General features: G+C 73.1%; 17 protein-coding genes. 15 read left to right on the forward strand and 2 right to left on the reverse strand.

The window, feature by feature from the left end:
• The first annotated feature begins 25 nt into the window (after positions 1 to 25).
• Genes ACIF9R_RS27830 through ACIF9R_RS27900 form a run of 15 tightly spaced genes read left to right on the forward strand, consistent with a single transcriptional unit; the run spans position 26 to position 19,159 of the window.
• A complete protein-coding gene (locus ACIF9R_RS27830; protein WP_399985124.1) occupies positions 26 to 2,221 on the forward strand; it encodes a bi-domain-containing oxidoreductase in 2,196 nt (731 codons plus the stop codon).
• The gene (locus tag ACIF9R_RS27835) at positions 2,218 to 4,782 is read left to right on the forward strand and encodes a heparinase II/III family protein (RefSeq protein WP_399985125.1); all 2,565 of its coding nucleotides are present in this window, start codon (positions 2,218 to 2,220) and stop codon (positions 4,780 to 4,782) included. The genes ACIF9R_RS27830 and ACIF9R_RS27835 overlap by 4 nt, the downstream gene beginning before the upstream one ends.
• Positions 4,783 to 4,797: 15 nt before the next feature.
• Positions 4,798 to 6,309, forward strand: a complete 1,512-nt coding sequence (locus tag ACIF9R_RS27840; RefSeq protein ID WP_399985126.1) for a right-handed parallel beta-helix repeat-containing protein — start codon at positions 4,798 to 4,800, stop codon at positions 6,307 to 6,309.
• Position 6,310: 1 nt separating this feature from the next.
• Positions 6,311 to 7,561, forward strand: a complete 1,251-nt coding sequence (locus ACIF9R_RS27845; RefSeq protein WP_399985127.1) for an O-antigen ligase domain-containing protein — start codon at positions 6,311 to 6,313, stop codon at positions 7,559 to 7,561.
• A gap of 2 nt (positions 7,562 to 7,563) precedes the next feature.
• A complete protein-coding gene (locus ACIF9R_RS27850; RefSeq protein ID WP_399985128.1) occupies positions 7,564 to 8,835 on the forward strand; it encodes a glycosyltransferase in 1,272 nt (423 codons plus the stop codon).
• An 8-nt stretch (positions 8,836 to 8,843) separates the two neighbouring features.
• Positions 8,844 to 10,097: a methyltransferase domain-containing protein gene (locus tag ACIF9R_RS27855; protein ID WP_399985129.1), complete on the forward strand. Its 1,254-nt coding sequence runs from the start codon at positions 8,844 to 8,846 to the stop codon at positions 10,095 to 10,097.
• Entirely contained in the window at positions 10,094 to 10,888 is a 795-nt protein-coding gene (locus ACIF9R_RS27860; protein WP_399985130.1) for a glucose-1-phosphate cytidylyltransferase, read from the forward strand. The genes ACIF9R_RS27855 and ACIF9R_RS27860 overlap by 4 nt, the downstream gene beginning before the upstream one ends.
• Positions 10,885 to 11,532: a PIG-L deacetylase family protein gene (locus ACIF9R_RS27865; protein ID WP_399985131.1), complete on the forward strand. Its 648-nt coding sequence runs from the start codon at positions 10,885 to 10,887 to the stop codon at positions 11,530 to 11,532. The genes ACIF9R_RS27860 and ACIF9R_RS27865 overlap by 4 nt, the downstream gene beginning before the upstream one ends.
• 3 nt (positions 11,533 to 11,535) lie before the next feature.
• Positions 11,536 to 12,561, forward strand: a complete 1,026-nt coding sequence (locus ACIF9R_RS27870; protein ID WP_399985132.1) for an NAD-dependent epimerase/dehydratase family protein — start codon at positions 11,536 to 11,538, stop codon at positions 12,559 to 12,561.
• Complete coding sequence (locus ACIF9R_RS27875; RefSeq protein ID WP_399985133.1) at positions 12,549 to 13,832, forward strand: DUF4910 domain-containing protein; 1,284 nt, start codon at positions 12,549 to 12,551, stop codon at positions 13,830 to 13,832. The genes ACIF9R_RS27870 and ACIF9R_RS27875 overlap by 13 nt, the downstream gene beginning before the upstream one ends.
• Positions 13,829 to 15,133 (forward strand): hypothetical protein, encoded by a 1,305-nt coding sequence (locus ACIF9R_RS27880; protein ID WP_399985134.1) that lies wholly within the window; start codon positions 13,829 to 13,831, stop codon positions 15,131 to 15,133. The genes ACIF9R_RS27875 and ACIF9R_RS27880 overlap by 4 nt, the downstream gene beginning before the upstream one ends.
• On the forward strand, positions 15,130 to 16,077 hold the full coding sequence (locus ACIF9R_RS27885) for a glycosyltransferase family 2 protein (protein WP_399985135.1): 948 nt from the start codon (positions 15,130 to 15,132) through the stop codon (positions 16,075 to 16,077). The genes ACIF9R_RS27880 and ACIF9R_RS27885 overlap by 4 nt, the downstream gene beginning before the upstream one ends.
• A complete protein-coding gene (locus ACIF9R_RS27890; RefSeq protein ID WP_399985136.1) occupies positions 16,074 to 17,282 on the forward strand; it encodes a polysaccharide pyruvyl transferase family protein in 1,209 nt (402 codons plus the stop codon). Before ACIF9R_RS27885 ends, ACIF9R_RS27890 begins: the two co-directional genes overlap by 4 nt.
• Positions 17,279 to 17,830 (forward strand): dTDP-4-dehydrorhamnose 3,5-epimerase, encoded by a 552-nt coding sequence (gene rfbC / locus ACIF9R_RS27895; protein ID WP_399985137.1) that lies wholly within the window; start codon positions 17,279 to 17,281, stop codon positions 17,828 to 17,830. Before ACIF9R_RS27890 ends, rfbC begins: the two co-directional genes overlap by 4 nt.
• Positions 17,831 to 17,833: 3 nt before the next feature.
• A complete protein-coding gene (locus ACIF9R_RS27900; RefSeq protein ID WP_399985138.1) occupies positions 17,834 to 19,159 on the forward strand; it encodes a glutamate-1-semialdehyde 2,1-aminomutase in 1,326 nt (441 codons plus the stop codon).
• 7 nt (positions 19,160 to 19,166) lie between these two features.
• Here the strand turns inward: ACIF9R_RS27900 and ACIF9R_RS27905 are convergent, their stop codons facing one another.
• Entirely contained in the window at positions 19,167 to 19,838 is a 672-nt protein-coding gene (locus ACIF9R_RS27905; RefSeq protein ID WP_399985139.1) for a phosphatase PAP2 family protein, read from the reverse strand.
• Positions 19,839 to 20,159: 321 nt separating this feature from the next.
• Positions 20,160 to 21,551, reverse strand: coding sequence for a Re/Si-specific NAD(P)(+) transhydrogenase subunit beta (gene pntB / locus ACIF9R_RS27910; RefSeq protein ID WP_399985140.1), 1,392 nt, complete (start codon positions 21,549 to 21,551; stop codon positions 20,160 to 20,162).

Below are 21,551 nucleotides of genomic sequence, written 5' to 3' on the forward strand. Positions count from 1 at the left end.
GGCGTAGAAAGCAAGAGGACTTCGGGTGAAACAGGTCGTACAGAACTACAAGAGCGGCGAGCTGGCACTGCTCGACGTGCCGGTGCCGGGGTGCAAGCCGGGCGGTGTGCTGGTCCGCAGCTCCTACTCGCTGATCTCCACCGGCACCGAGCTGATGAAGGTGTCCGAGGCCGGCATGTCGATGCTGGGCAAGGCCCGTTCGCGGCCGGACCAGGTGGCGAAGGTCGTGCAGAGCGTGGCCGTCAACGGGGTGCCCGCCACCTACCGCAAGGTGATGGGCAAGCTGGACTCCTATACGCCGCTGGGCTATTCGCTGTGCGGGGTGGTCGAGCAGGTCGGCGCCGGGATCGACGAGGTGAAGGTCGGCGACCTGGTGGCCTGCGCCGGCAACGAGCACGCGCTGCACGCCGAGTTGAACTGGGTGCCGAAGAACCTCTTCACCCCGGTGCCGGACGGGCTCGCGCCCCGGCACGCGGCCTTCGGGACCGTCGGGTCGATCGCCTTGCAGGGTGTCCGCCAGGGCGAGTCGCGGCTCGGCGAGGTGGCGCTGGTCATCGGCCTGGGGCTGATCGGGCAGCTGGTGGTGCAACTGCTGGCCGCGTCGGGGGTCCGGGTGGTCGGCGTCGACCCCGATCCGGTGCGCTGCGAGCTCGCCGAGCGGCTGGGCGCGGCGGCCTGGGGCGATCCCGCCTCCCCTGCCGTGGAGCAGGCCGTCGCCGAACTCACCGGCGGCCATGGCGTGGACCAGGTGTATCTGGCCGCCGGCGGCGACAGCAACCAGCCCGTCGAGCTGGCCGCCCGGCTGAGCCGGGACCGGGGCCGGGTGATCGACATCGGCAAGTGCCGTCTGGACCTGCCGTGGAACGCGTACTACGAGAAGGAGCTCGACGTCCGGTTCTCCCGGTCGTACGGTCCCGGGCGCTACGACCCGGAGTACGAACTGGAGGGCCGCGACTACCCGATCGGCCATGTGCGCTGGACCGAGCGCCGCAATCTGGCGTGCTTCCTGGATCTCGTCGCCCGGGGCCGCGTCGACGTGGAGCCCCTGATCTCCCACACGGCCGACTTCACCGACGCCGTGGAGACCTACCGGAGCCTGAAGGACGGTGGCCTGAAGGCCGTGGCCGTGCTGTTCCGTTACCCCGAGCAGGAGGCCGGGGCGGAGACGGAGGCGGAGGCGCCGGTGGTGGCGGTGCCCGCGGTACGGCGCGACGCGCGGGCGTCCGCCCCGGTCCGGGCCGCGGGGACGCCGGTGCGGCTCGCGTTCGTCGGCGCGGGGAACTACGCGACGTCGATGCTGCTGCCGCACCTGGCCGGGCGCGACGGCGTCGAGTTGTCCACGGTCGTCACCACGACGGCGCTGTCCGCGGCCAACGCGCAGCGGAAGTTCGGCTTCGCCGGGGCGACCACCGATCTCGACGCCGTGCTCGGCGACCCGGCCGTCGACGCCGTGTTCGTGGTCACCCGCCACAGCTCGCACGCCGCACTGACCCGGAAGGCGCTGCTGGCCGGCAAGGCGGTGTTCGTGGAGAAGCCGCTGGCGCTCACCGAGGACGAGCTGGCCGGTGTGCTCGCCGCGGTGGAGGAGTCCGGCAACGACCGGCTCCAGGTGGGCTTCAACCGTCGGTTCGCCCCGCTGCTGAGGGAGGCCGCGGAGCGGTTCGGCCCCCGGAGCGGGCCGGGGCACGTCCGCTACCTGGTCAACGCGGGGCGTCTCGACCACGGCAGCTGGTACCTCCGGCAGGGCACCGAGGGGTCCCGGTTCACCGGCGAGGGAGGGCACTTCATCGACACGGCGAGCCGGCTGCTCGGGGCCGATCCGGTCTCGGTGTACGCGCTCACCACCCCCGGTGACGAGGACCTCCAGGTCGTCCTGCGCTACCCGGACGGGTCCACCGCCACGATCGGTTACGTCACCAACGGCCCGTCCGGTTTCCCGAAGGAGACCCTGGACCTGGTCGCGGACGGCCGTGCGCTGCGCCTCGACGACTTCGTCCGTGCCTCGGTGTACGACGGCCGCAAGCGGTGGGTCAGTTCGCGGCTGCCCAAGGCCCGGGACAAGGGCCAGGAAGCCCAACTGGCCGCGTTCGTCAAGGCGGTACGGACCGGCGGAGCGATGCCGGTGCCGCTGGAGTCGCTGGTGGCCACCACGGCGGCCACCCTCGCGGTGCGGGCCGGGGCGGCCGGCGGCGTGCCGGTGACGCTGGCGGGGGCGCGATGACGGCGAGCTCGGGGAGTCCGGGCTGGTACCTGCGCCGACTGTCCCGGATGGGGCCGCGGGAGATCGGCGGCCGGGCGGGCGACGCGGTGCGCAGGCGGCGGTGGCGGTCGGCGCCGCCACCCACCTGCCCGGACGTGACCGGCGCCCGGTTCACCGCCGTCCTGCCCGCGGGGGCGATCGCCGCGGTGCCGCCGGACGCCGCGAAACGTCTCGTGGCCGAGGCGGACCGGCTGATGGCCGGGCACGCCGTGTTCTTCGGGGTGGAGCGGGACGATCTGACCGACCCGGACTGGTGGTACGACCCGAAGACCGGGCGCCGGGCGCCGGGCGGCTACGCCTTCGACGTGCCGTACCGGGACGAGGACGCGGTCGGGGACATCAAGCAGATCTGGGAGCCGTCCCGGCACCAGTACCTCACCGTGCTCGCCGCCGCCTACGCGGTCACCGGGGACGAGCGGTACGCCGAGCGCGTGGCCGGGCATCTGCGGTCGTGGTGGGCGGCCAACGGGCCGCTGCGCGGGGTGCACTGGACCAGCGGCATCGAGCTGGGGATCCGGCTGCTGTCCTGGGTGTGGATCCGCCGGCTGCTCGACGGCTGGCCGGGCGCGGCCGCGCTGTTCGAGGACAACCCGGTGGCGCTGAACCAGATCTGGCACCACCAGCGCTGGCTGGCCGCGTTCCCCAGCCGGGGGTCCTCGGCGAACAACCACGTCATCGCCGAGGCCGCCGGGCAGCTGGCCGCGGCCTGCGCGTTCGGGTGGTTCCCCGGGTCGGCGCGGCTGCGGGCCGGCGCGCTGCGGTCGCTGGAGCGGGAGCTGCGGAACAACACGTTCGGCTCCGGGCTCAACCGTGAGCTGGCCACCGAGTACCACGGACTGGTGCTGGAGCTCGGTCTGGCCGCGGTGGCCGAGGCGGACGCTGCGGGCGTGCCGGTCCCCCGGTCCGTCCGGCTGGTGCTGCTGCGGATGACCGACGCGCTGGCCGCCGTGGTGGACGACCGGCTGCGGCCGCCGCGCCAGGGGGACGCGGACGACGGGCACGGTCTGGTCGTGGACGGTGCCGGCACCGACCGCTGGGGCTCGCTGCTGGCCACCGGGGACGCCGTGTTCGGCCGGCTCGACTGGTGGCCGGAGGTGACCGGCATCGATGTGCGCACCCCGCTGCTGGCCGCCCTCATCCGGCCCGGGGCCGATGCGCTGCCTCCCGCCCGAACCCCGGCGCCGGGCACACGCCCTCGCCGCACGGCGTCCCTGAGCGGGTGGTTCCGCGCCGTGCCCGGGGCGATCCCCGGCCGCACCGCACCGCAGGACCAACGGCTCCACCCGGCCCCCGGCACACACCCTCGCCGCATGGCGGCACCGGCCCTTTGGCTCCGCCGTGTGAGGGGTGACGCCACCCGCCGGGAGCAGGTTCCGGACGACACGGCGCCCACCCGTCTCACGGACGACACGGCGCCCACCCGTCTCAGGGACGACGCGACGCCCGCCCGTCTCCCGGACGACACGGCGCCCACCCGTCTCACGGACGACACGGCGCCCACCCGTCTCACGGACGACACGGCGCCCACCCGTCTCAGGGACGACGCGACGCCCGCCCGTCTCCCGGACGGCGGGAAGGTCCCGCCGGCCTCCACCCCGGCCGTGTCCCGCCCGGTGACCGGCACGCGCCCTCGCCCAACGGCCGCACTGAACAGCCGGCTCCGCCGCATGACCGGCGGTACCGCCCGCCGAGGGCTGGCACCGGACCCCGCGGCGCCCGCCCGTCTCCCGGACGGCGGGGAGGTCCCGTCGGCCTCGCCCCCGGCCGTGTCCCGCCCGGCGAGCCGGCCCGGCCACTTCGCCGACGCGGGGCTCACCGTCCTGCGCGGCCCGGAGGGCATCTGGTGCCGCTGCGACGGCGGTCCGCACGGGTTCCTGTCCATCGCCGCGCACGCCCACGCGGACGCGCTGTCCGTGGAGGTCCGGCACGACGGGGTCGACGTGCTCGCCGACCCGGGGACGTACTGCTACCACGGGCAGCCCGAGTGGCGGCGGTACTTCCGGTCGACGCTGGGCCACAACACGCTGGAACTGGACGGCGAGGACCAGTCCGTCTCCGGTGGCCCGTTCCTGTGGACCCGGCACGCCCGCAGCCGGGTGCTTGCCGTGGACACCTCCGGCGAGGGGGTGGCCCGCTGGTCCGCCGAGCACGACGGTTACGGGCGCTCCGTGCACCGCCGCCGGGTCGAACTGCACCACGCCGAGCGGACGTTGCGGGTGGTCGACGAGGTGCGCGGCCCGCGCCGGACCGTGCGCCTGGCCTTCCACCTCGGCCCGGCGATCACCGCGGACCTGGTGGCGAACCGGGCGGTGCTCACCTGGACCCGGGACGGCGAGGACCGCTCGGCGGAGCTCGATCTGCCCGGGCAGCTGTCCTGGCGGGCGCATCGCGGCGAGAGCGAACCGCCGCTGGGCTGGTACTCCCCCGGCTTCGGCCGCAAGGAACCCGCCACCACGCTGGTCGGCACCGGCCTCACCGACGGCACGGAGGGCTTCACCACCGTGCTCGGCTTCAAGGGCTGAGGGGAGGAAGGGTACGTGGGGAGCACGTGGCGGCGCCGGGCGTTACCGCCTGCGCTGGTCCTGCTGGCGGTGACCGGCTGTGAGGGCCCGTCGGACGCGCGGCCGGAGCCGACCGGGTCGCCGTCCACGACCGTCGCCCGGGTGTGCGCCGAGCCCGAGGCCGGTCCGGCCACGGCGCCGGCGGGCGCGGTGACGGTCGACCCCGCGGTGGCCGGTGACCTGGCCACCAAGACCAAGAGCAGCCCGCCGAACACCACGTTCTGGCTCCGGCCCGGCAGGCACACCCTCGCCCCTGACCGCTACGCCCAGATACTCCCCAAGAAGGGCAACACCTATCTCGGCGCGCCGGGCGCGGTGCTCGACGGCCGCGGGACCAACCAGTACGCGTTCGGCGGCACCGCCCCTGACGTCACCCTCCGCCATCTGACCGTGCAGAACTTCGTCGCACCCCACAACGAGGGCGTGGTCAACCACGACTCGGCCGACGGATGGGTGATCGAGCACGCGGTGATCCAGAACAACTCCGGCGCCGGTCTGATGGCCGGTGCCCGCCAGCAGGTCCGCGCCAACTGCCTGCGTGACAACGGCCAGTACGGCATGAACGCGTACAAGGCCGGCGGCCCCCTGCGGGACCTGGTGGTCGAGGGCAACGAGATCACGGGCAACAACACCGGCGACTGGGAGCGGAAGCGGCCGGGCTGCGGCTGCACCGGAGGCATCAAGTTCTGGTCCGTCGACGGCGCGGACGTCCGCGGCAACTGGGTGCACGACAATCGCGGGCCGGGGTTGTGGGCGGACACCAACAACAACGACTTCCGCGTCGAGCGCAATGTGATCGAGGCCAACGACGGGGCCGCGCTGATCTACGAGACCAGCTACAACGCGGTGGTCCGCGAGAACACGATCCGGCGCAACAACTGGGTCGAGGGCCGCAAGTACGCCGACCGCGGCGACACCTTCCCGTTCGCGACCGTCTACCTCTCCGAGTCCGGCGGTGAACCGCGGGTCCCGGCCCGCACGGACCGGATCGAGATCTACCGCAACGTGCTGGAGAACAACTGGTCCGGCATCACCCTGTGGGAGAACGCCGACCGGTTCTGCAACAGCCCGGCCAACACCTCGTCCGGCGACTGCACCTTGCTGGTCGAGGACACCGACCGCTGCGCGCGGCCGGGGATCGCCACCGCCCCGCTCTACGGCGACTGCCGGTGGAAGACCCAGCGGGTGGACATCCACGACAACCGCTTCGTGCTGGACAGGTCCGTCGTCGGCTGCGCGGCGCAGTGCGCCCGCATGGCGGTGCTGGCCAACTACGGCACCTACCCGGACTGGTCGCCGTACCAGGGCGAGCGAGTCGCCGAGGCGATCACCCTCCGGCAGCACAACCGCTGGTACGACAACGTCTACGTCGGGCCGTGGACGTTCGTCGCCCACGACCCCAGCCGGGTGCTGGACGCCGGGCAGTGGCAGGGCGCGCCGTACCGGCAGGACGCGGGCAGCACCTTCCGCGCACGGAAAGGTGGCTGAGATGGGCACGGTGGTTGGGACGGGCACGGACCGCCCGCCGAAGATCGTCGCAACGGCCTGGGGACTGCTGGTCCTCAACACGCTCGGCTCCGCCGGGGCGGAGACCATCGTGGTGCTGCCCCGCTCGCTGATCCAGATGGTCACCATGGGCGCGCTGGTCGCCGCGTTCGCGCTGGCGCTCGCGGTCAATCCCCGGCTGCGCGTCCGGCCGAGTGCCTTCCTGTTCCTGCTCACCCTGCTGCTGGTGCCGAGCGTGCTCTCCAGCGCGAGCCTGGAGTCCGGGTTCGGGGCGCTGTTCCGCTGCGCCCGGCTGGCTCTCTTCGTCGGCACGCTGTGGCTGCTCAGCCGCTGGTGGGACGGCGATACGGCGTTCGTCCGGTACCACATCCGGATGTACTTCCTGGTGCTCTGCTCGGTGGCCGCCGGCCTGGTCGTCGCGCCGGGTACCGCCCTGCCCGAGCTCTACGGGGGGCGGCTGGTCGGCGCGTTGTGGCCGCTCACCCCGCCGCAGATCGGGCAGTACGCGGCGGTGATCATCGGTCTTGCCGTGCTGCTTCTGCTGGGCGGCCGGACCGATGGGCGCAGCGCGGCGCTGGTCGTCGTGCCGTCCCTCGTCCTGCTCGCGCTGACCCATACCCGTACGGCCACGATCGGACTGATCGCCGGGCTGACGGTGGCGATCGGCTCGCTCGTCCTGACCAGCGCCGCCGCCCGCCGGTTCTTCACCTGGGCCATGCTGTGCGCGGCCGTCGCCGCGGTGGGCTTCGGCTCCGTGCTGCGGGCTTGGTTCCTGCGCGGGCAGAGTCAGGAGCACTTCACCAGTCTCACCGGCCGGGCCAAGGTCTGGGACGCGTTGCTGGCGGCCCCCCGAACGACGTTCGAGCACCTGTTCGGGGTGGGCCTGGGAGACAAGTCGTTCGGCGGGCTGCCCATCGACAACAGCTGGCTGGCCGTCTACCACGAACAGGGGGCGACCGGCGTCGTCCTGGTCGCGGTGATGATCACGATCCTTGGCGGGGTCGCGCTGCTGCGGCCGCCGTCCCTGTCGAGGGCCTGCGCGCTCTTCCTGATCAGCTACTGCGCGATCGCCTCGTACACCGAGGCCGGTCTTGGCGACGCCTCGCCGTATCTGCTGCATCTGACCGTGGCGGCCTCGCTCCTCGCGGCACCCGCCGCCGCGCCCGCCCTCCCGGCGCCCGACGCCCCCCGGCGGCGCGTCCCGCGATGGGCCCGGACCCCGGAGGTGACCTGAGCATGCACATCCTCGTGGTGCACAACCGCTACGCCTCGGCGCAGCCGAGTGGGGAGAACAGCGTCGTCGACCAGGAGGTGGCGCTGCTGCGCGGGGCCGGCCACCGGGTCGGGCTGTTCGAGCGGCGCAGCGACGACATCGCCGGCCGGTCCCTGCCCGGCAAGGCCGCGCTGCCGCTGCTGGTGCCGTGGAATCCGGCGGTCCGCAGGGAGCTCGCCGCCCGGCTGCGCGGCGAGCGGCCGGACGTGGTGCACATCCACAACGTCTTCCCGCTGCTGTCGCCCGCCGTGCTGGCCGCCTGCGCCGACGCCGGGGTGCCCGCCGTCGCCACGCTGCACAACTACACCCAGGTCTGCCCGCCCGGCACGCTGCAGCGCGACGGCCGGCCGTGCACCGAGTGCGTCGGGACGGCGCCGCTGCCCGCCGTCCGGCACGGCTGCTACCGGAACTCCCGGCTGGCGACGGTGCCGCTCGCGGTCAGCCTGGCGGTCAACCGGCGGCGGTGGTGGACCGGCGTGGAACGGTTCTTCTGCATCTCCGCCGCACAGCGCGACGTCCTGGTGGGGGCCGGCATGCCGGCCGAACGGCTGGCGGTGAAGCACAACTTCGTGCCCGATCCGGAGGTCCGCCGGGCGGGTGACGGCGAACATCTGCTGTATCTCGGCCGGCTCGCCGAGGCCAAGGGTGTACGGCTGCTGATGGCCGCGTGGGACGAGATCGCCGCCGGCGGGGGTGTGGGCGTGCCGCTCGTGGTCGCCGGCACGGGACCGCTGGAGCGGGAGGTGGCCGCGTGGGCGTCCGGCCGGGACGACGTACGGTACGTCGGCCTCTACGACCGGGCGGAGTGCCGCCGGGCCGTCGCGCGGGCGGTCGCCGTGGTGGCCCCCTCCACCTGGCTGGAGGCGTTCGGTCTGGTGGTCGTGGAGGCCATGGCGGCCGGGGTCCCGGCCGTCGCCGCCGGTCACGGCGCCTTCACCGAACTCGTCGAGGACGGGAGGACCGGACTGCTGCACCGGCCGGGCGACGCCGCCTCACTCGCGTCCTGCCTGCGCCGGATCACGGCCGGGCGGGCCCTGGGCCGGGAGATGGGCCGGGCGGCCCGGCGCCGCTACGAACAGGGCTTCAGCCCGGCCGTCGGGCTGGAGCGCCTGGTGGAGGGGTACCGCGACGCGATCGCGGGACGGTCCGGCGGCGGGGACGGCCCGCCGCCGGCAGGGGACGAACACACTGGCCCGCGGCGGGGGCACCCGCGCGGGCGGGATGGGGGCAGTTGATGGGGCAGTTGACGACACGATGCCGGCTCTGCGGCTCGACGGCGATGGAGAGCGTCGTCGATCTCGGGGCGACCCCGCCCTGCGAGAGTTTCCTCGCGGCGGACGAACTGGACCGGCCGGAACCGGCGTACCCGCTGCATCTGCGGGTCTGCACCGACTGCTGGCTCGCGCAGATCCCGCCGCTGATCACGCCGGAGGAGACGTTCACGCAGTACGCGTACTTCTCCTCCTACTCGACCTCCTGGGTGGAGCACGCGCGCACGTTCGTCGCCGACACCGCGGCGCGGCTGGGCCTGGGCGCCGACTCCTTCGTGGTCGAGGTCGCGAGCAACGACGGGTATCTGCTGCGGCATGTGGTGGACCGCGGGATCCGCTGCCTGGGCATCGAGCCCTCGGTGAACGTCGGCGCCGCCGCGCGGGAGGCGGGCGTGCCCACGCGGACGGCGTTCCTGGACCCGGCCACCGGCGCGGACGTCCGCGCCGAGCACGGCCCGGCGGACCTGGTGGTGGCCAACAACGTGTACGCGCACATCCCCGACGTGGTCGGCTTCACCCGGGGGCTGCGCGCCCTGGTCGCCGACGACGGCTGGGTCTCCGTCGAGGTGCAGCACCTGCTGACGCTGATCGAGGAGAACCAGTACGACACGATCTACCACGAGCACTTCCAGTACTACACGGTGGCGTCCGCCGCGCGGGCGCTGGCGAGCGGCGGACTCACGCTGGTGGACGTCGAGTTGCTGCCCACGCACGGCGGCTCCATCCGGCTGTGGGCCCGGCCGGACGGGGTGGCCGGTGAGCCGTCCCGGAGGGTGGCCGAGGTACTGGACCGGGAGAAGGCCGCCGGGCTCCAGGAACTGTCCGGGTACACCGAGTTCTCGGCCCGGGTCGCCAAGGTCCGCCGGGACCTGCTGCGGTTCCTCATCGAGGCGGCCGAGCGCGGTGAGACGGTCGTCGGCTACGGCGCCCCGGGCAAGGGCAACACCCTGCTCAACCACTGCGGCATCCGGCCCGACCTGCTCCCGTACACGGTCGACCGCAATCCCTACAAGCACGGCCGGTTCACCCCCGGCACCCGCATCCCGATCCTGCCGCCCGAGCAGATCGAGGCGGACCGGCCGGACTACGTCCTCGTCCTCCCGTGGAACCTGCGGGCCGAGCTGACCGAGCAGTTGTCCTTCGTGCACGAGTGGGGCGGCCGGCTGGTCTTCCCCATACCGGAACTGAGCATTGTCGGGGCCGAGCGAGTCGAGGTCGAGCGATGAAGGTCGTACTGTTCTGCGGCGGTTACGGGCTGCGGATGCGCAGCGGCACCTCCGACGACGTGCCCAAGCCGATGGCGATGGTCGGCCCGCGCCCGCTGATCTGGCACGTCATGCGCTACTACGCGTACTACGGGCACACGGACTTCATCCTGTGCCTCGGCTACGGGGCGCACCACATCAAGGACTTCTTCCTCAACTACGAGGAGACGACGTCCAACGACTTCGTGCTGCGCGGCGGGCGGACCGAGTTGCTGTCCACCGACATCTCGGACTGGACGATCACCTTCGCGCAGACCGGCATCGAGTCACCGATCGGGGAACGGCTGCGCCGGGTACGGCACCACCTGGACGGCGACGAGATGTTCCTCGCCAACTACGCCGACGTGCTCACCGACGCCCCGCTGCCGGAGATGATCGACCGGTTCGCGCGGCGGGACGCCGGTGCGTCGATGATGGTGGTGCCGCCGCAGTCCTCGTTCCACTGTGTGGAGTTGGGCCAGGACGGTCTGGTGGGCGGCATCACTCCGGTGAGTGAGCTGCCGCTGTGGGAGAACGGTGGCTACTTCGTGCTCCGCCAGGAGGTCTTCGACCACATTCCCGAGGGCGGTGACCTGGTCGCCGACGGATGCGCCCACCTGGCCAAGCGGGGACGTCTGGTGGCGCACCGGCACCGCGGTTTCTGGAAGCCGACCGACACCGTGAAGGAGCGGGCCGCGCTCGACGAGGCCTACGCACGGGGCGAGCGCCCCTGGGCCGTGTGGGAACGGGACAGCGTCGGAGCCGACGCGTGATCCGGCTCGGCACCGGGCCCCTGGACCGGGTCGTCGCGGTGGGCGCGCACTGCGACGACATCGCCATCGGCGCCGGCGGCACCCTGCTGACGCTGTGCCTCGCCCAGCCGGGCATCCGCGTCGACGCGCTGGTGCTCTCCGGCGGTGGCGGCGAGCGGGAGCAGGAGGAGCGGGCCGCGCTCGCCGCCTTCTGCCCGAACGCCGACCTGCGGCTCACCGTGCTCAAGCTGCCGGACGGCCGGATACCGGCGCACTGGGAGGAGGCCAAGGACGCGGTCGAGGAACTGCGGACGCGGACCGAGCCGGATCTCGTCCTGGCCCCGCGCACCGAGGACGCCCACCAGGACCACCGCGGCCTGGCGGAGCTGATGACCACCGCGTTCCGCGACCACCTCGTGCTCGGCTACGAGATCGTCAAGTGGGACGGCGATCTGGGCCGCCCGGTGGCCTACCAGCCGCTGTCGCCGGACCTCGCCGAACGGAAGGTGCGGCTGCTGCAGGAGCACTACCCCTCGCAGCGGCACCGGCCCTGGTACGACCGGGAGGCCTTCCTCGGGCTGGCCCGGATCCGCGGTATCGAATGCCACGCGCGCTACGCCGAGGCGTTCGCCGTCACCAAACTCACTCTCGACCTGGGGGATTGAACCTTGCGCGTACTGCTCACCGGACACCAGGGCTACCTCGGCACCGTGATGGCCCCGGTGCTCGCCGCCGCCGGGCACGAGGTCGTCGGACTGGACGCCGGCCTGTTCGCCGACTGCGTGCTGGGACCGGCGCCCGCGGACCCGCCCGGGCACCGGGTGGACCTGCGCGACATCACGGCCGACCACGTGGCCGGGGTGGACGCCGTGATCCATCTGGCCGCCCTGTCCAACGACCCGCTGGGATCGCTGGCCCCGGAACTCACCTACGACATCAACCACCACGCGTCCGTGCGCCTCGCCCGGCTGGCCCGTGACGCCGGGGTCCAGCGGTTCCTGTACGCGTCGACCTGCTCGGTCTACGGGGCCGCCGGCGGAGACGAACTGGTGGGCGAGGACGCCCCGCTGCGCCCGGTGACGCCGTACGCCGAGTCCAAGGTGCGGGTGGAGGACGATCTGCACGCGCTGTCCGACGGCGACTTCAGCCCGGTGTACCTGCGCAACGCCACCGCCTTCGGATTCTCGCCCCGGCTGCGCGCCGACATCGTGCTGAACAACCTGGTGGGCCACGCGCTGCTGTCCGGCGAGGTCCTGGTGCTCTCCGACGGCACCCCGTGGCGCCCGCTGGTGCACGCCGCCGACATCGCCCGCGCGTTCGCGGCCGCGCTGGTCGCTCCGCGCACGGCGGTGCACGACCGGGCGTTCAACATCGGCAGCGAGATCAACAACGTCACGGTCGCGGAGATCGCCGGGCAGGTCGCCGAGGCGGTGTCCGGCTCCAAGGTGGTGATCACCGGGGAGACCGGCGCCGATCCGCGGTCGTACCGGGTGGACTTCTCCCGGTTCCGCGCCGCGATACCCGGCTTCGACTGCGAGTGGACGGTGAAGCGGGGCGCGCTCGAACTCGCCGACGCCTACCGCGCGCACGGGCTGACCCGGGAGGACTTCGAGCGCCGCTTCACCCGGCTCGCCGTCCTGCGCGCCGCGTCCGAGGCCGGGGCCGTCGACGACACCCTGCGGTGGCGCCGGTGACCGAGGTCGGCGAGGAGATGCACGCGCTGGTGGAGCGGTTGTACCCGTTGTGCCGGAGCATCACCGGCGACGGGGTGCGCGCCACCCTGGACATCGTCGGCGGTCACCTCCCGCTGCGGGTGCACGAGGTGCCGACCGGCACCCAGGTGCTCGACTGGACGGTGCCGCAGGAGTGGAACATCCGGGATGCGTACATCGCCGACGCCTCCGGCCGGCGGGTCGTCGACTTCGCCGCGTCCAGTCTGCACGTGCTCGGCTACAGCGTGCCGGTGTCGGCGACCATGTCCCTGGCCGAGCTGCGCCCGCACCTGCACACCCTGCCGGACCGTCCGTCCTGGGTGCCGTACCGCACCAGCTACTACGAGCCGGCGTGGGGGTTCTGCCTGGCCCAGGAGACCCTGGACGCGATGCCGGACGGCCCGTACGAGGTGCGGATCGACTCCACGCTCGCCGACGGCCATCTCACCTACGCCGAGCACGTGGTCCCCGGGCAGGTCCCCGACGAGGTGATCGTCTCCTGTCATGTCTGCCATCCGTCACTGGCCAACGACAACCTGGCGGGCATCGCGGTGGCGGTCTTCCTGGCCCGGGAGCTGGCGGAGCGACAGCCCCACTACACCTACCGGTTCATCTTCGCCCCCGGCACCATCGGGGCGATCACCTGGCTGGCCTGCAACGCCGAGCGGGTCGACCGGGTCAAGCACGGCCTGGTGCTGGCCTGCGCCGGCGACCGGGGGCAGTTGACGTACAAGCGGAGCAGGCGCGGTGACGCGGAGATCGACCGGGTGCTGCGGCATGTCCTGACCGCGTCCGGACGCCCGCACCGCATCACGGAGTTCACCCCGTACGGCTACGACGAGCGGCAGTACTGTTCCCCCGGGTTCGACCTCGGCGTGGGCTCGCTCACCCGGACCCCGTACGCCGGGTACCCCGAGTACCACACCTCGGCGGACAACCCGGACTTCGTGTCCCCGGAGGCGATGGCGGACACCCTCGCGGTCTGCCGCGAGGCGTTCGGCGTCCTCGACCGCAACCGGCGGTACGTCAACCTCAGCCCCTACGGCGAACCGCAGTTGGGGCGGCGGGGACTGTACGACTCGCTCGGGGGCCGCAGCGACGCGAAGCAGGCCCAGCTGGCCATGCTCTGGGTCCTCAGCCTCTCCGACGGGGAGCACAGCCTGCTGGACGTCGCCGAGCGGGCCGGGCTGCCGTTCGACACCGTCGCCGACGCGGCCGGAGCCCTGCGCGGCGCCGGACTGATCAAGGCGTGACGCCGGTGCCCACCGAGGGGGAGACGAAGGAGACGAGGGCGCCGGCCGGGTCCGCCCGGCGGGCCCTCGCCGGGCGGCTGTCGTGGGGACTGGCCGACCAGGCGGCCTCCAGCGTGTCCAACTTCGTGGTGGGCGTCTACGTCGCCCGCTCGCTGGGAGTGACCGCGTTCGGCGTGTTCAGCCTGGCCTGGGTGACCTACGGCGTGGTGCTCAACGTCTCCCGCGGACTGGCCACCGACCCGCTCGTGGTGCGCTTCAGCGGAGTACCGGAGGCGTCCTGGCGGGGCGCGGTGGCCCGGTCGTCGGGTACCGCGCTCGGCGTCGGGGCCGCTCTCGGGGCGGCGTCCGTGGGGGCCGGCCTCGCGCTCGGCGGCCGCCTGGGCCCCGCGTTCGTCTGCCTCGGCGTCGTCCTGCCGGGGCTGCTGCTGCAGGACGCGTGGCGGTTCGCATTCTTCGCCGCCGGCACCGGGCGGAAGGCGTTCGTCAACGACGTCGTGTGGGGCGTGGCCCTCGTCCCCGCCATGGTGGTGGCGGCCCGCGTGGGCAGCGTGTCCGCCTTCGTGCTCGCCTGGGGCGGGTCCGCCGCGGTGGCCGCCCTGTACGGCTGCCTCCAGTCCGGGATCCGGCCCCACCTGTCCGGTGCGCGCGTGTGGATCCGCGCGCACCGCGACCTCGGCTACCGCTACCTGGTCGAGAACGTCAGCAACAGCGGCGCGAGTCAGCTGCGGGCGTACGGGCTCGGCGTGATCGTCGGGATCGGCGCGGTGGGCGTGATCCGGGGGGCCGAGTTGCTGCTCGGCCCGTTCCTCGCCCTGCTGATGGGGCTGTCCCTGGTCACCGTCGCGGAGGCGGCGCGGATACTGCGGCGGGCCCCGCACCGCCTCGGCGCGTTCTGCCTCCTCCTCGGCGGCGGACAGGCCCTCGCCGCGCTGCTCTGGGGCGGCGCCCTGCTGCTGGTGCCGGACCGGCTCGGCGAACTCATGCTCGGCGGCGTCTGGAGCGCCGCCGCGGAGCTCGTGGTGCCCGTCACGCTCGGCGTCGCGGGCGCGGGGCTCGGCACCGGCGCGGCGGCCGGGCTGCGCGCGCTCGGCGCGGCCCGGCGCAGCCTGCGCAGCCAGCTGTTCGCCTCCGCCTGTTACGTCACCGGCGGTCTCGGCGGCGCGGTCTGGGCCGGCACCGCCGGCTCGGCCTGGGGCGTCGCCGCCGCGACCGTCTGCAGCTCGGCCGTGTGGTGGCTGCAGCTGCGCTCCGCCCTGCGCGAGCACCACCGGAACACCATCCCCGAAGTGAGGACACCATGACCGCGCAGCCCAGGCTGAGCATCGGCCTGCCCGTCTACAACGGCGAGGAGTACCTCGCCGAGTCGCTCGACGCCCTGCTCGGCCAGACGTACGAGGATTTCGAACTGGTCATCTCCGACAACGCCTCGACCGACGGCACCCAGGACATCTGCCGGAAGTACGCGGCGCGCGACTCGCGCATCCGGTACGTCCGGCTGGCCCGGAACATCGGCGCCGCGCCGAACCACAACCATGTGTTCACCGAGTGCCGCAGCGAGCTGTTCAAGTGGGCCTCGCACGACGACCTGTACGCCCGGGACCTGCTGCGGGCGTGCGTCGAGGCACTGGACGAGCGTCCTGACGTGATCCTCGCGCACAGCGGCCAGGCGGTCATCGACGGCGACGGCGCGGTGAAGGTCCCCTACGCGTACGGGCTCGCCACCGACTCCCCGCACGCGCCGGAGCGCTTCCGCAGCCTGCTGTTCGAGCCCGGCGGCGACGACTTCTACGGGGTGATGCGGGCCGACGTACTGCGCAAGGTGAAGCCGCACGACAGCTACCACCACGCGGACCGCGTGTTCGTCGCCGAGATCACCCTGCACGGGCCCTTCCACCAGGTGCCGGAGCTGCTGTACTTCCGCCGCGACCACCCCACCCGCGCCGAGCGGGCGAACCCCTCCAAGCGCTCCCGGTGCGTCAACCTGGACCCGCGCCGGGCCGGCCCGCTGCATCCGACGCCCCGGCTGCTCGCCGAGTACGTGTGGGGCTTCGTCTCGGCGATCCGGCGGGCGCCGCTGTCCCCGGCCGACCGGCGCGCGTGCTACCGCCACCTGGCCGCGTGGATGACCAGCCGGGTCCGGCCGGGCGCCGGCGAGCGGGTCGAGGACCGCGCCCCGGCCGACCCGGACCTGCTCACCGTGTCCGTCGACGCGCTGGTCGCCGGCCGTGAGGGACGGCGGGGGTGAGCGCGGTGCGGGTCGGGGTGTTCGGGCTGCTCGGCTCGGGCAACCTCGGCAACGACGGGTCGCTGGAGGCCGTGCTCGGATATCTGCGCACCGCCCACCCGGAGGCGGCCGTGGACGCGCTGTGCGGCGGGCCCGAGGTCGTCACGGCCCGCTACGGGATCCCCGCGACGCGGCTGCACTGGTACCGGGGGGAGTACCGGACGGCGTCGCGTGCGGGCACGGTCGCGGGGAAGGGCGTGGGCAAACTCGTCGACGTCGTCCGCACCGCCGCCTGGGTGCGCCGGCACGACGTGGTGATCGTGCCGGGCATGGGCGTGCTGGAGGCCACGCTGCCGCTGCGGCCGTGGGGCTTCCCGTACGCGCTGTTCCTGCTCTGCGCGAGCGGCAGGCTGCTGCGCACCAAGGTCGCGCTGGTCGGCGTCGGCGCCGCCCCGATCGGCAGCCGGCCGACCCGGGCCCTGGTGCGCCGGTCGGCGCGGCTGGCCGCGTACCGGTCGTACCGGGACGCCCTGTCCCGGGACGCGATGCGGTCGATGGGCGTGGACACCGCGCGCGACGAGGTCCACCCGGACCTCGCGTTCGCCCTGCCGGTACCGCCGGCCGGCGAGGGCCGGCGGCCGGGCCCGGTCTGCGTCGGCGTCATGGACTTCCACGGCGGCGACGACGACCGCGCCCGGGCCGGGGAGATCCACCGGCGCTACCTCGACGGCGTGATCCGCTTCGTGCGCGCGCTGGCCGGGGAGGGCAGGCCGGTCCGGCTGCTCACCGGCGACGCGTGCGACGCCCCGGTGGCCGCGGCGATCATCGACGCGGTGGACTCGCCGCTGGTCACCGCCGCCGAAGTCGCCTCGCTGGCCGACCTGATGAGGGAGACGGCGGCGGCCGACGCCGTGGTGGCGACCCGGTACCACAACCTGGTCTGCGCGCTGCGGACCGGCACACCGACGCTGGCGCTCAGCTACGCGGCGAAGAGCGACGCGCTGATGGCCGGCATGGGCCTGGAGGGCTACAGCCACCCGGCGCGGGACATCGACGCCGACCGACTCCTGCAGCAGTTCCGGGAGTTGGAGAAGCGTTCGGCGGAGCTGCGGCAGATCCTGGCCGAGCGGAACCGGGTCACCGCCGCACGACTCGACGACGCGTTCACCGCCTTGACGGCGGCCCTGTTCCCTGCGACCGACCACGCCCTGCGGGAGACCTCATGAAAGCGACCGAAGTCCCGGAGATCGCCGGGGCGTACCTCTTCGAGCCGACGCCGTACGCCGACGAGCGCGGCTTCTTCTGCCGCACCTTCGACGCCGACGTGATCCGCTCGGTGGGTCTCGACCCGGACGCCTTCGTCCAGGACAGCCTGTCCCGTTCGGTCAAGGGCGTACTGCGCGGCCTGCACCTGCGCTCCGGCGCCGGGGAGGCGAAGCTGGTGCGGTGCTCGTACGGGCGGATCTTCGACGTGGTCGTGGACCTGCGGCCGGACTCGCCGACCTACCTGGGCCGGGCCACCTTCGAACTGTCCGGCGAGACACAGGCGACCCTGTACATCCCGGCGGGGTGCGCACACGGCTTTCAGGCGCTGACCGACACCGCCGACACCTCGTACCGGATTGACCGCCCGCACGACCCGGCCGAGGACGTGACGATCGCCTTCGACGACCCGGAGCTGGCCGTCGACTGGCCCCTGCCCGTCACCTCGATGTCCCGGCGGGACCGGGAGGCGCCGAGCCTGGCCGAGGTTCTGAAGCAGAGGGAGAGCTGAGGCGTGACCACCGAGGAATTCCGCCTGCCCCGCTCACGGGAGGCGAACGAGCGGCTGCACGCCCTGATCCCCGGCGGCGCGCACACCTACGCCAAGGGCGACGACCAGTACCCCGAACTCCTGGCCCCGGTCATCAGCCACGGCCGCGGCGCCCACGTATGGGACGTCGACGGCAACCGCTACATCGAGTACGGCTCCGGCCTGCGCTCGGTCAGCCTCGGCCACGCCCACCCCCGCGTACTCGAAGCGGTACGACGCGAACTGGACCGCGGCAGCAACTTCGTCCGCCCGTCCCTCCTGGAGGCCGAGGCCGCGGAGCGCTTCCTGGCCACGGTGCCCACCGCCGAGATGGTGAAGTTCGCGAAGAACGGCTCCGACGCCACCACCGCGGCGGTGCGCCTGGCCCGCGCCGTCACGGGGCGCCCCCGGGTGGCCCTCTGCGCCGACCATCCGTTCTTCTCCGTCGACGACTGGTTCATCGGCACCACTCCGATGTCCGCCGGCATCCCGGCGGCGACCACCGACCTCACCGTGGGGTTCCCTTACGGCGACCTGGCCGCCACGGAAGAACTCCTCACCCGGCACCAGGACGAGATCGCCTGCCTCATCCTCGAACCCGCCACCCACACCGAGCCGCCGCCCGGCTATCTCGCCGGTCTGCGCGAACTGGCCGACCGGCACGGCTGCGTCCTGGTCTTCGACGAGATGATCACGGGCTTCCGCTGGTCCGAGGCGGGCGCCCAGGGCCTGTACGGCGTCGTCCCCGACCTCTCCACGTTCGGCAAGGCGCTGGGCAACGGGTTCGCCGTCTCCGCGCTGGCCGGGCGCCGCGAGCTGATGGAACGGGGCGGGCTGCGCCACTCCGGCGACCGGGTGTTCCTCCTCTCCACGACGCACGGCGCGGAGACCCACTCCCTGGCCGCCGCGATGGCCGTACAGACCACCTACGTCGAGGAGGGGGTCACCGCGCGCCTGCACGCCCTCGGCGAGCGGCTGGCCGCCGGGGTCCGTGACGCGGCGGCGAGCATGGGCGTCGGCGACCACGTGGTCGTCCGGGGCCGGGCCAGCAATCTGGTCTTCGCCACCCTGGACGAGGAGGGCCGGCCCTCGCAGGAGTACCGCACCCTGTTCCTGCGCCACCTCCTGGCGGGCGGGGTGCTGGCCCCGTCGTTCGTGGTGAGCGCCGCGCTCGACGACGCGGACATCGAGCACACCGTCGGCGTGGTGGCCCAGGCGTGCGCGGTGTACCGGAAGGCACTGGACGCCGGTGACCCGACCCCGTGGCTGGGCGGCCGTCCGGTGAAGCCGGTGTTCCGCCCCCGGGCGTGACGTGACGTCAGAGCCGTCTTCGCCACCCCGCGTCGACCGCCCACGCGGTCACCGGTATCACCGCCAGCGCGGTGCACCAGCCGCCGAGGACGTCCGTCGGGTAGTGCGCGCCCAGGGTGACCTGCGCCCAGCCCATGGCTCCCCCGGCGACCAGCGCGGCGGCGAGCACGAGTGACAGACCGGCCGTCCTGCCGAGGCCGAGCCGGCCCGTCACGACCAGTGCCCCCACGAGGGCGAACGCGGTGAGGAAGGCGGTGTGCCCGCTCGGGTAGGACAGGTTGGCGTCACCGTGGATGGTGCGCCCCACCAGCGGCTTGAGCAGCTTGGTGATCCCCACGGCCAGACCGGTCCCGGCGACGACGAGCACCGCCGCACGAGCCCACCGGCCCAGCAGACAGCCGGTCACGGCGACCAGGACCAGCACCGCCGCTCCCACGGGCTCCCCCAGGAAGTCCACGGCCAGAGCGGCATCCCGCCCCGAGGACCCCACCGGGACCCACGCGTCCACTCCCCCCGGCTCGCCGCCGCCGGCGTACACGACTCCGAGTGCGCCGGTCACCAGCGCGGCAAGCACCGCGACCGTCCCCAGCCACGCCCGCAGCGCCGGGGGCAGCACCGCACGCCCCGGCCTCCCGGCCGACCGCTCACCGCGGGAGACGCGGGTCAGTTCTTCCACCATGGCTCCATCATCACCGCCCCGCCCGCCGTCCGCCGGGGCCTGTGGACAACTCACCCGCGACGACGATTCGCGTACGGAATATCAGCCATGCACACATTCCGCAGCCGGTACGGATGCCTCCGACCACCGGGCGGCAGGGCTCGCGCCCCTCCGGCGGGCCGGGCGCATCAGAGAAGGCGAAAAGGAGCCTCGCGGCTCCTACGGCACGCTCCCGGATCGACTCCCCTGGCACGCACGGCCTCGTCAAGGCCCCGACGCTGATCTCCCGCAGGGACGGCGGTGTGCCGGTGCGGTGTCACCACCACCGCACCGGCGTCCGTCTCAGGCCGGCACCCGGGCCAGGGCTCCCACGATCTCGTCGACGCGTGTCTTGGCGTCGCCGAAGAGCATCTGGGAGTTCTCCCGGAAGAAGAGCGGGTTCTGTACGCCGGCGTAGCCGACGGCCATCGACCGCTTGAAGACCACCACGTTCCCGGCCTCCCACACCCGGAGCACCGGCATTCCCGCGATCGGCGAGTCCGGGTCCTCGGCCGCCGCCGGGTTGACGGTGTCGTTGGCGCCGATGACCAGCACCACGTCCGTGTCGGCGAGTTCGTCGTTGATCTCGTCCATCTCCAGGACGATGTCGTACGGCACCTTCGCCTCGGCCAGCAGGACGTTCATGTGCCCGGGCAGCCGCCCGGCGACCGGGTGGATGGCGAAACGCACCTCGACGCCCTTCTCGCGCAGCAGCCGGGCCATCTCCGCGACCGGGTACTGCGCCTGCGCCACCGCCATGCCGTAGCCGGGGGTGATGACGACGGACGAGGCCGACAGGAGCAGGTCGGCGGTGTCCGAGGCGGAGATCTCACGGTGCTCGCCGTAGTCCCGGTCACCCGACGGACCCGCCTCAATACCGAAGCCGCCCGCGATGACGGAGAAGAAGGAGCGGTTCATCGCCTTGCACATGATGTACGAGAGGTACGCACCGGAGGAACCGACCAGCGCGCCCGTGACGATCAGGAGGTCGTTGCCCAGCAGGAACCCCGAGGCGGCGGCCGCCCAGCCCGAGTAGCTGTTGAGCATGGAGACGACGACGGGCATGTCGCCGCCGCCGATGGAGGCGACCAGGTGCCAGCCGAGGGCCAGCGCCAGCACGGTGACCGCGGTCAGCAGTCCGAGGGACGGCGTGATGACGTAGACCACCGTGAGGATCACGAAGCCGGCCAGGGCCCCGACGTTGATGGCGTTCTTGCCCGGCAGCATCAGCGGTGCGGACTTCATCCGCGCCGAGAGCTTCAGGAAGGCGACGATGGAGCCGGTGAAGGTGACCGCGCCGATGAAGACACCGATGAAGACCTCGGCGTAGTGGATGCCGTCGGCGTGCGCACCCGCCTCCAGGTGACCGTTCCAGCCGATCAGCACCGCGGCGAGACCGACGAAGGAGTGCAGCAGCGCGATCAGTTCGGGCATGCCGGTCATCTGCACCCGCTTCGCGCACCAGAGCCCGACGACCGCCCCGACCGCGACCGCGGCCACGAGGACGATGACGGAGGTGGCCGAACCGGCGTCGGTGACCCGGAGGACCGTGGCCACGAGCGCGAGCGTCATGCCCACGACGCCGTAGAGCCAGCCCTGGGAGGCGGTTTCGTGCTTGGAGAGCCCGGCGAGCGCCAGGATGAACAGCAGGGCGGCGACCAGGTAGGCCGCGCCGGAGATCGAGAGGATGTCCAT

The organism is Streptomyces sp. NPDC086080, assembly GCF_044540255.1.
Lineage (GTDB): Bacteria > Actinomycetota > Actinomycetes > Streptomycetales > Streptomycetaceae > Streptomyces.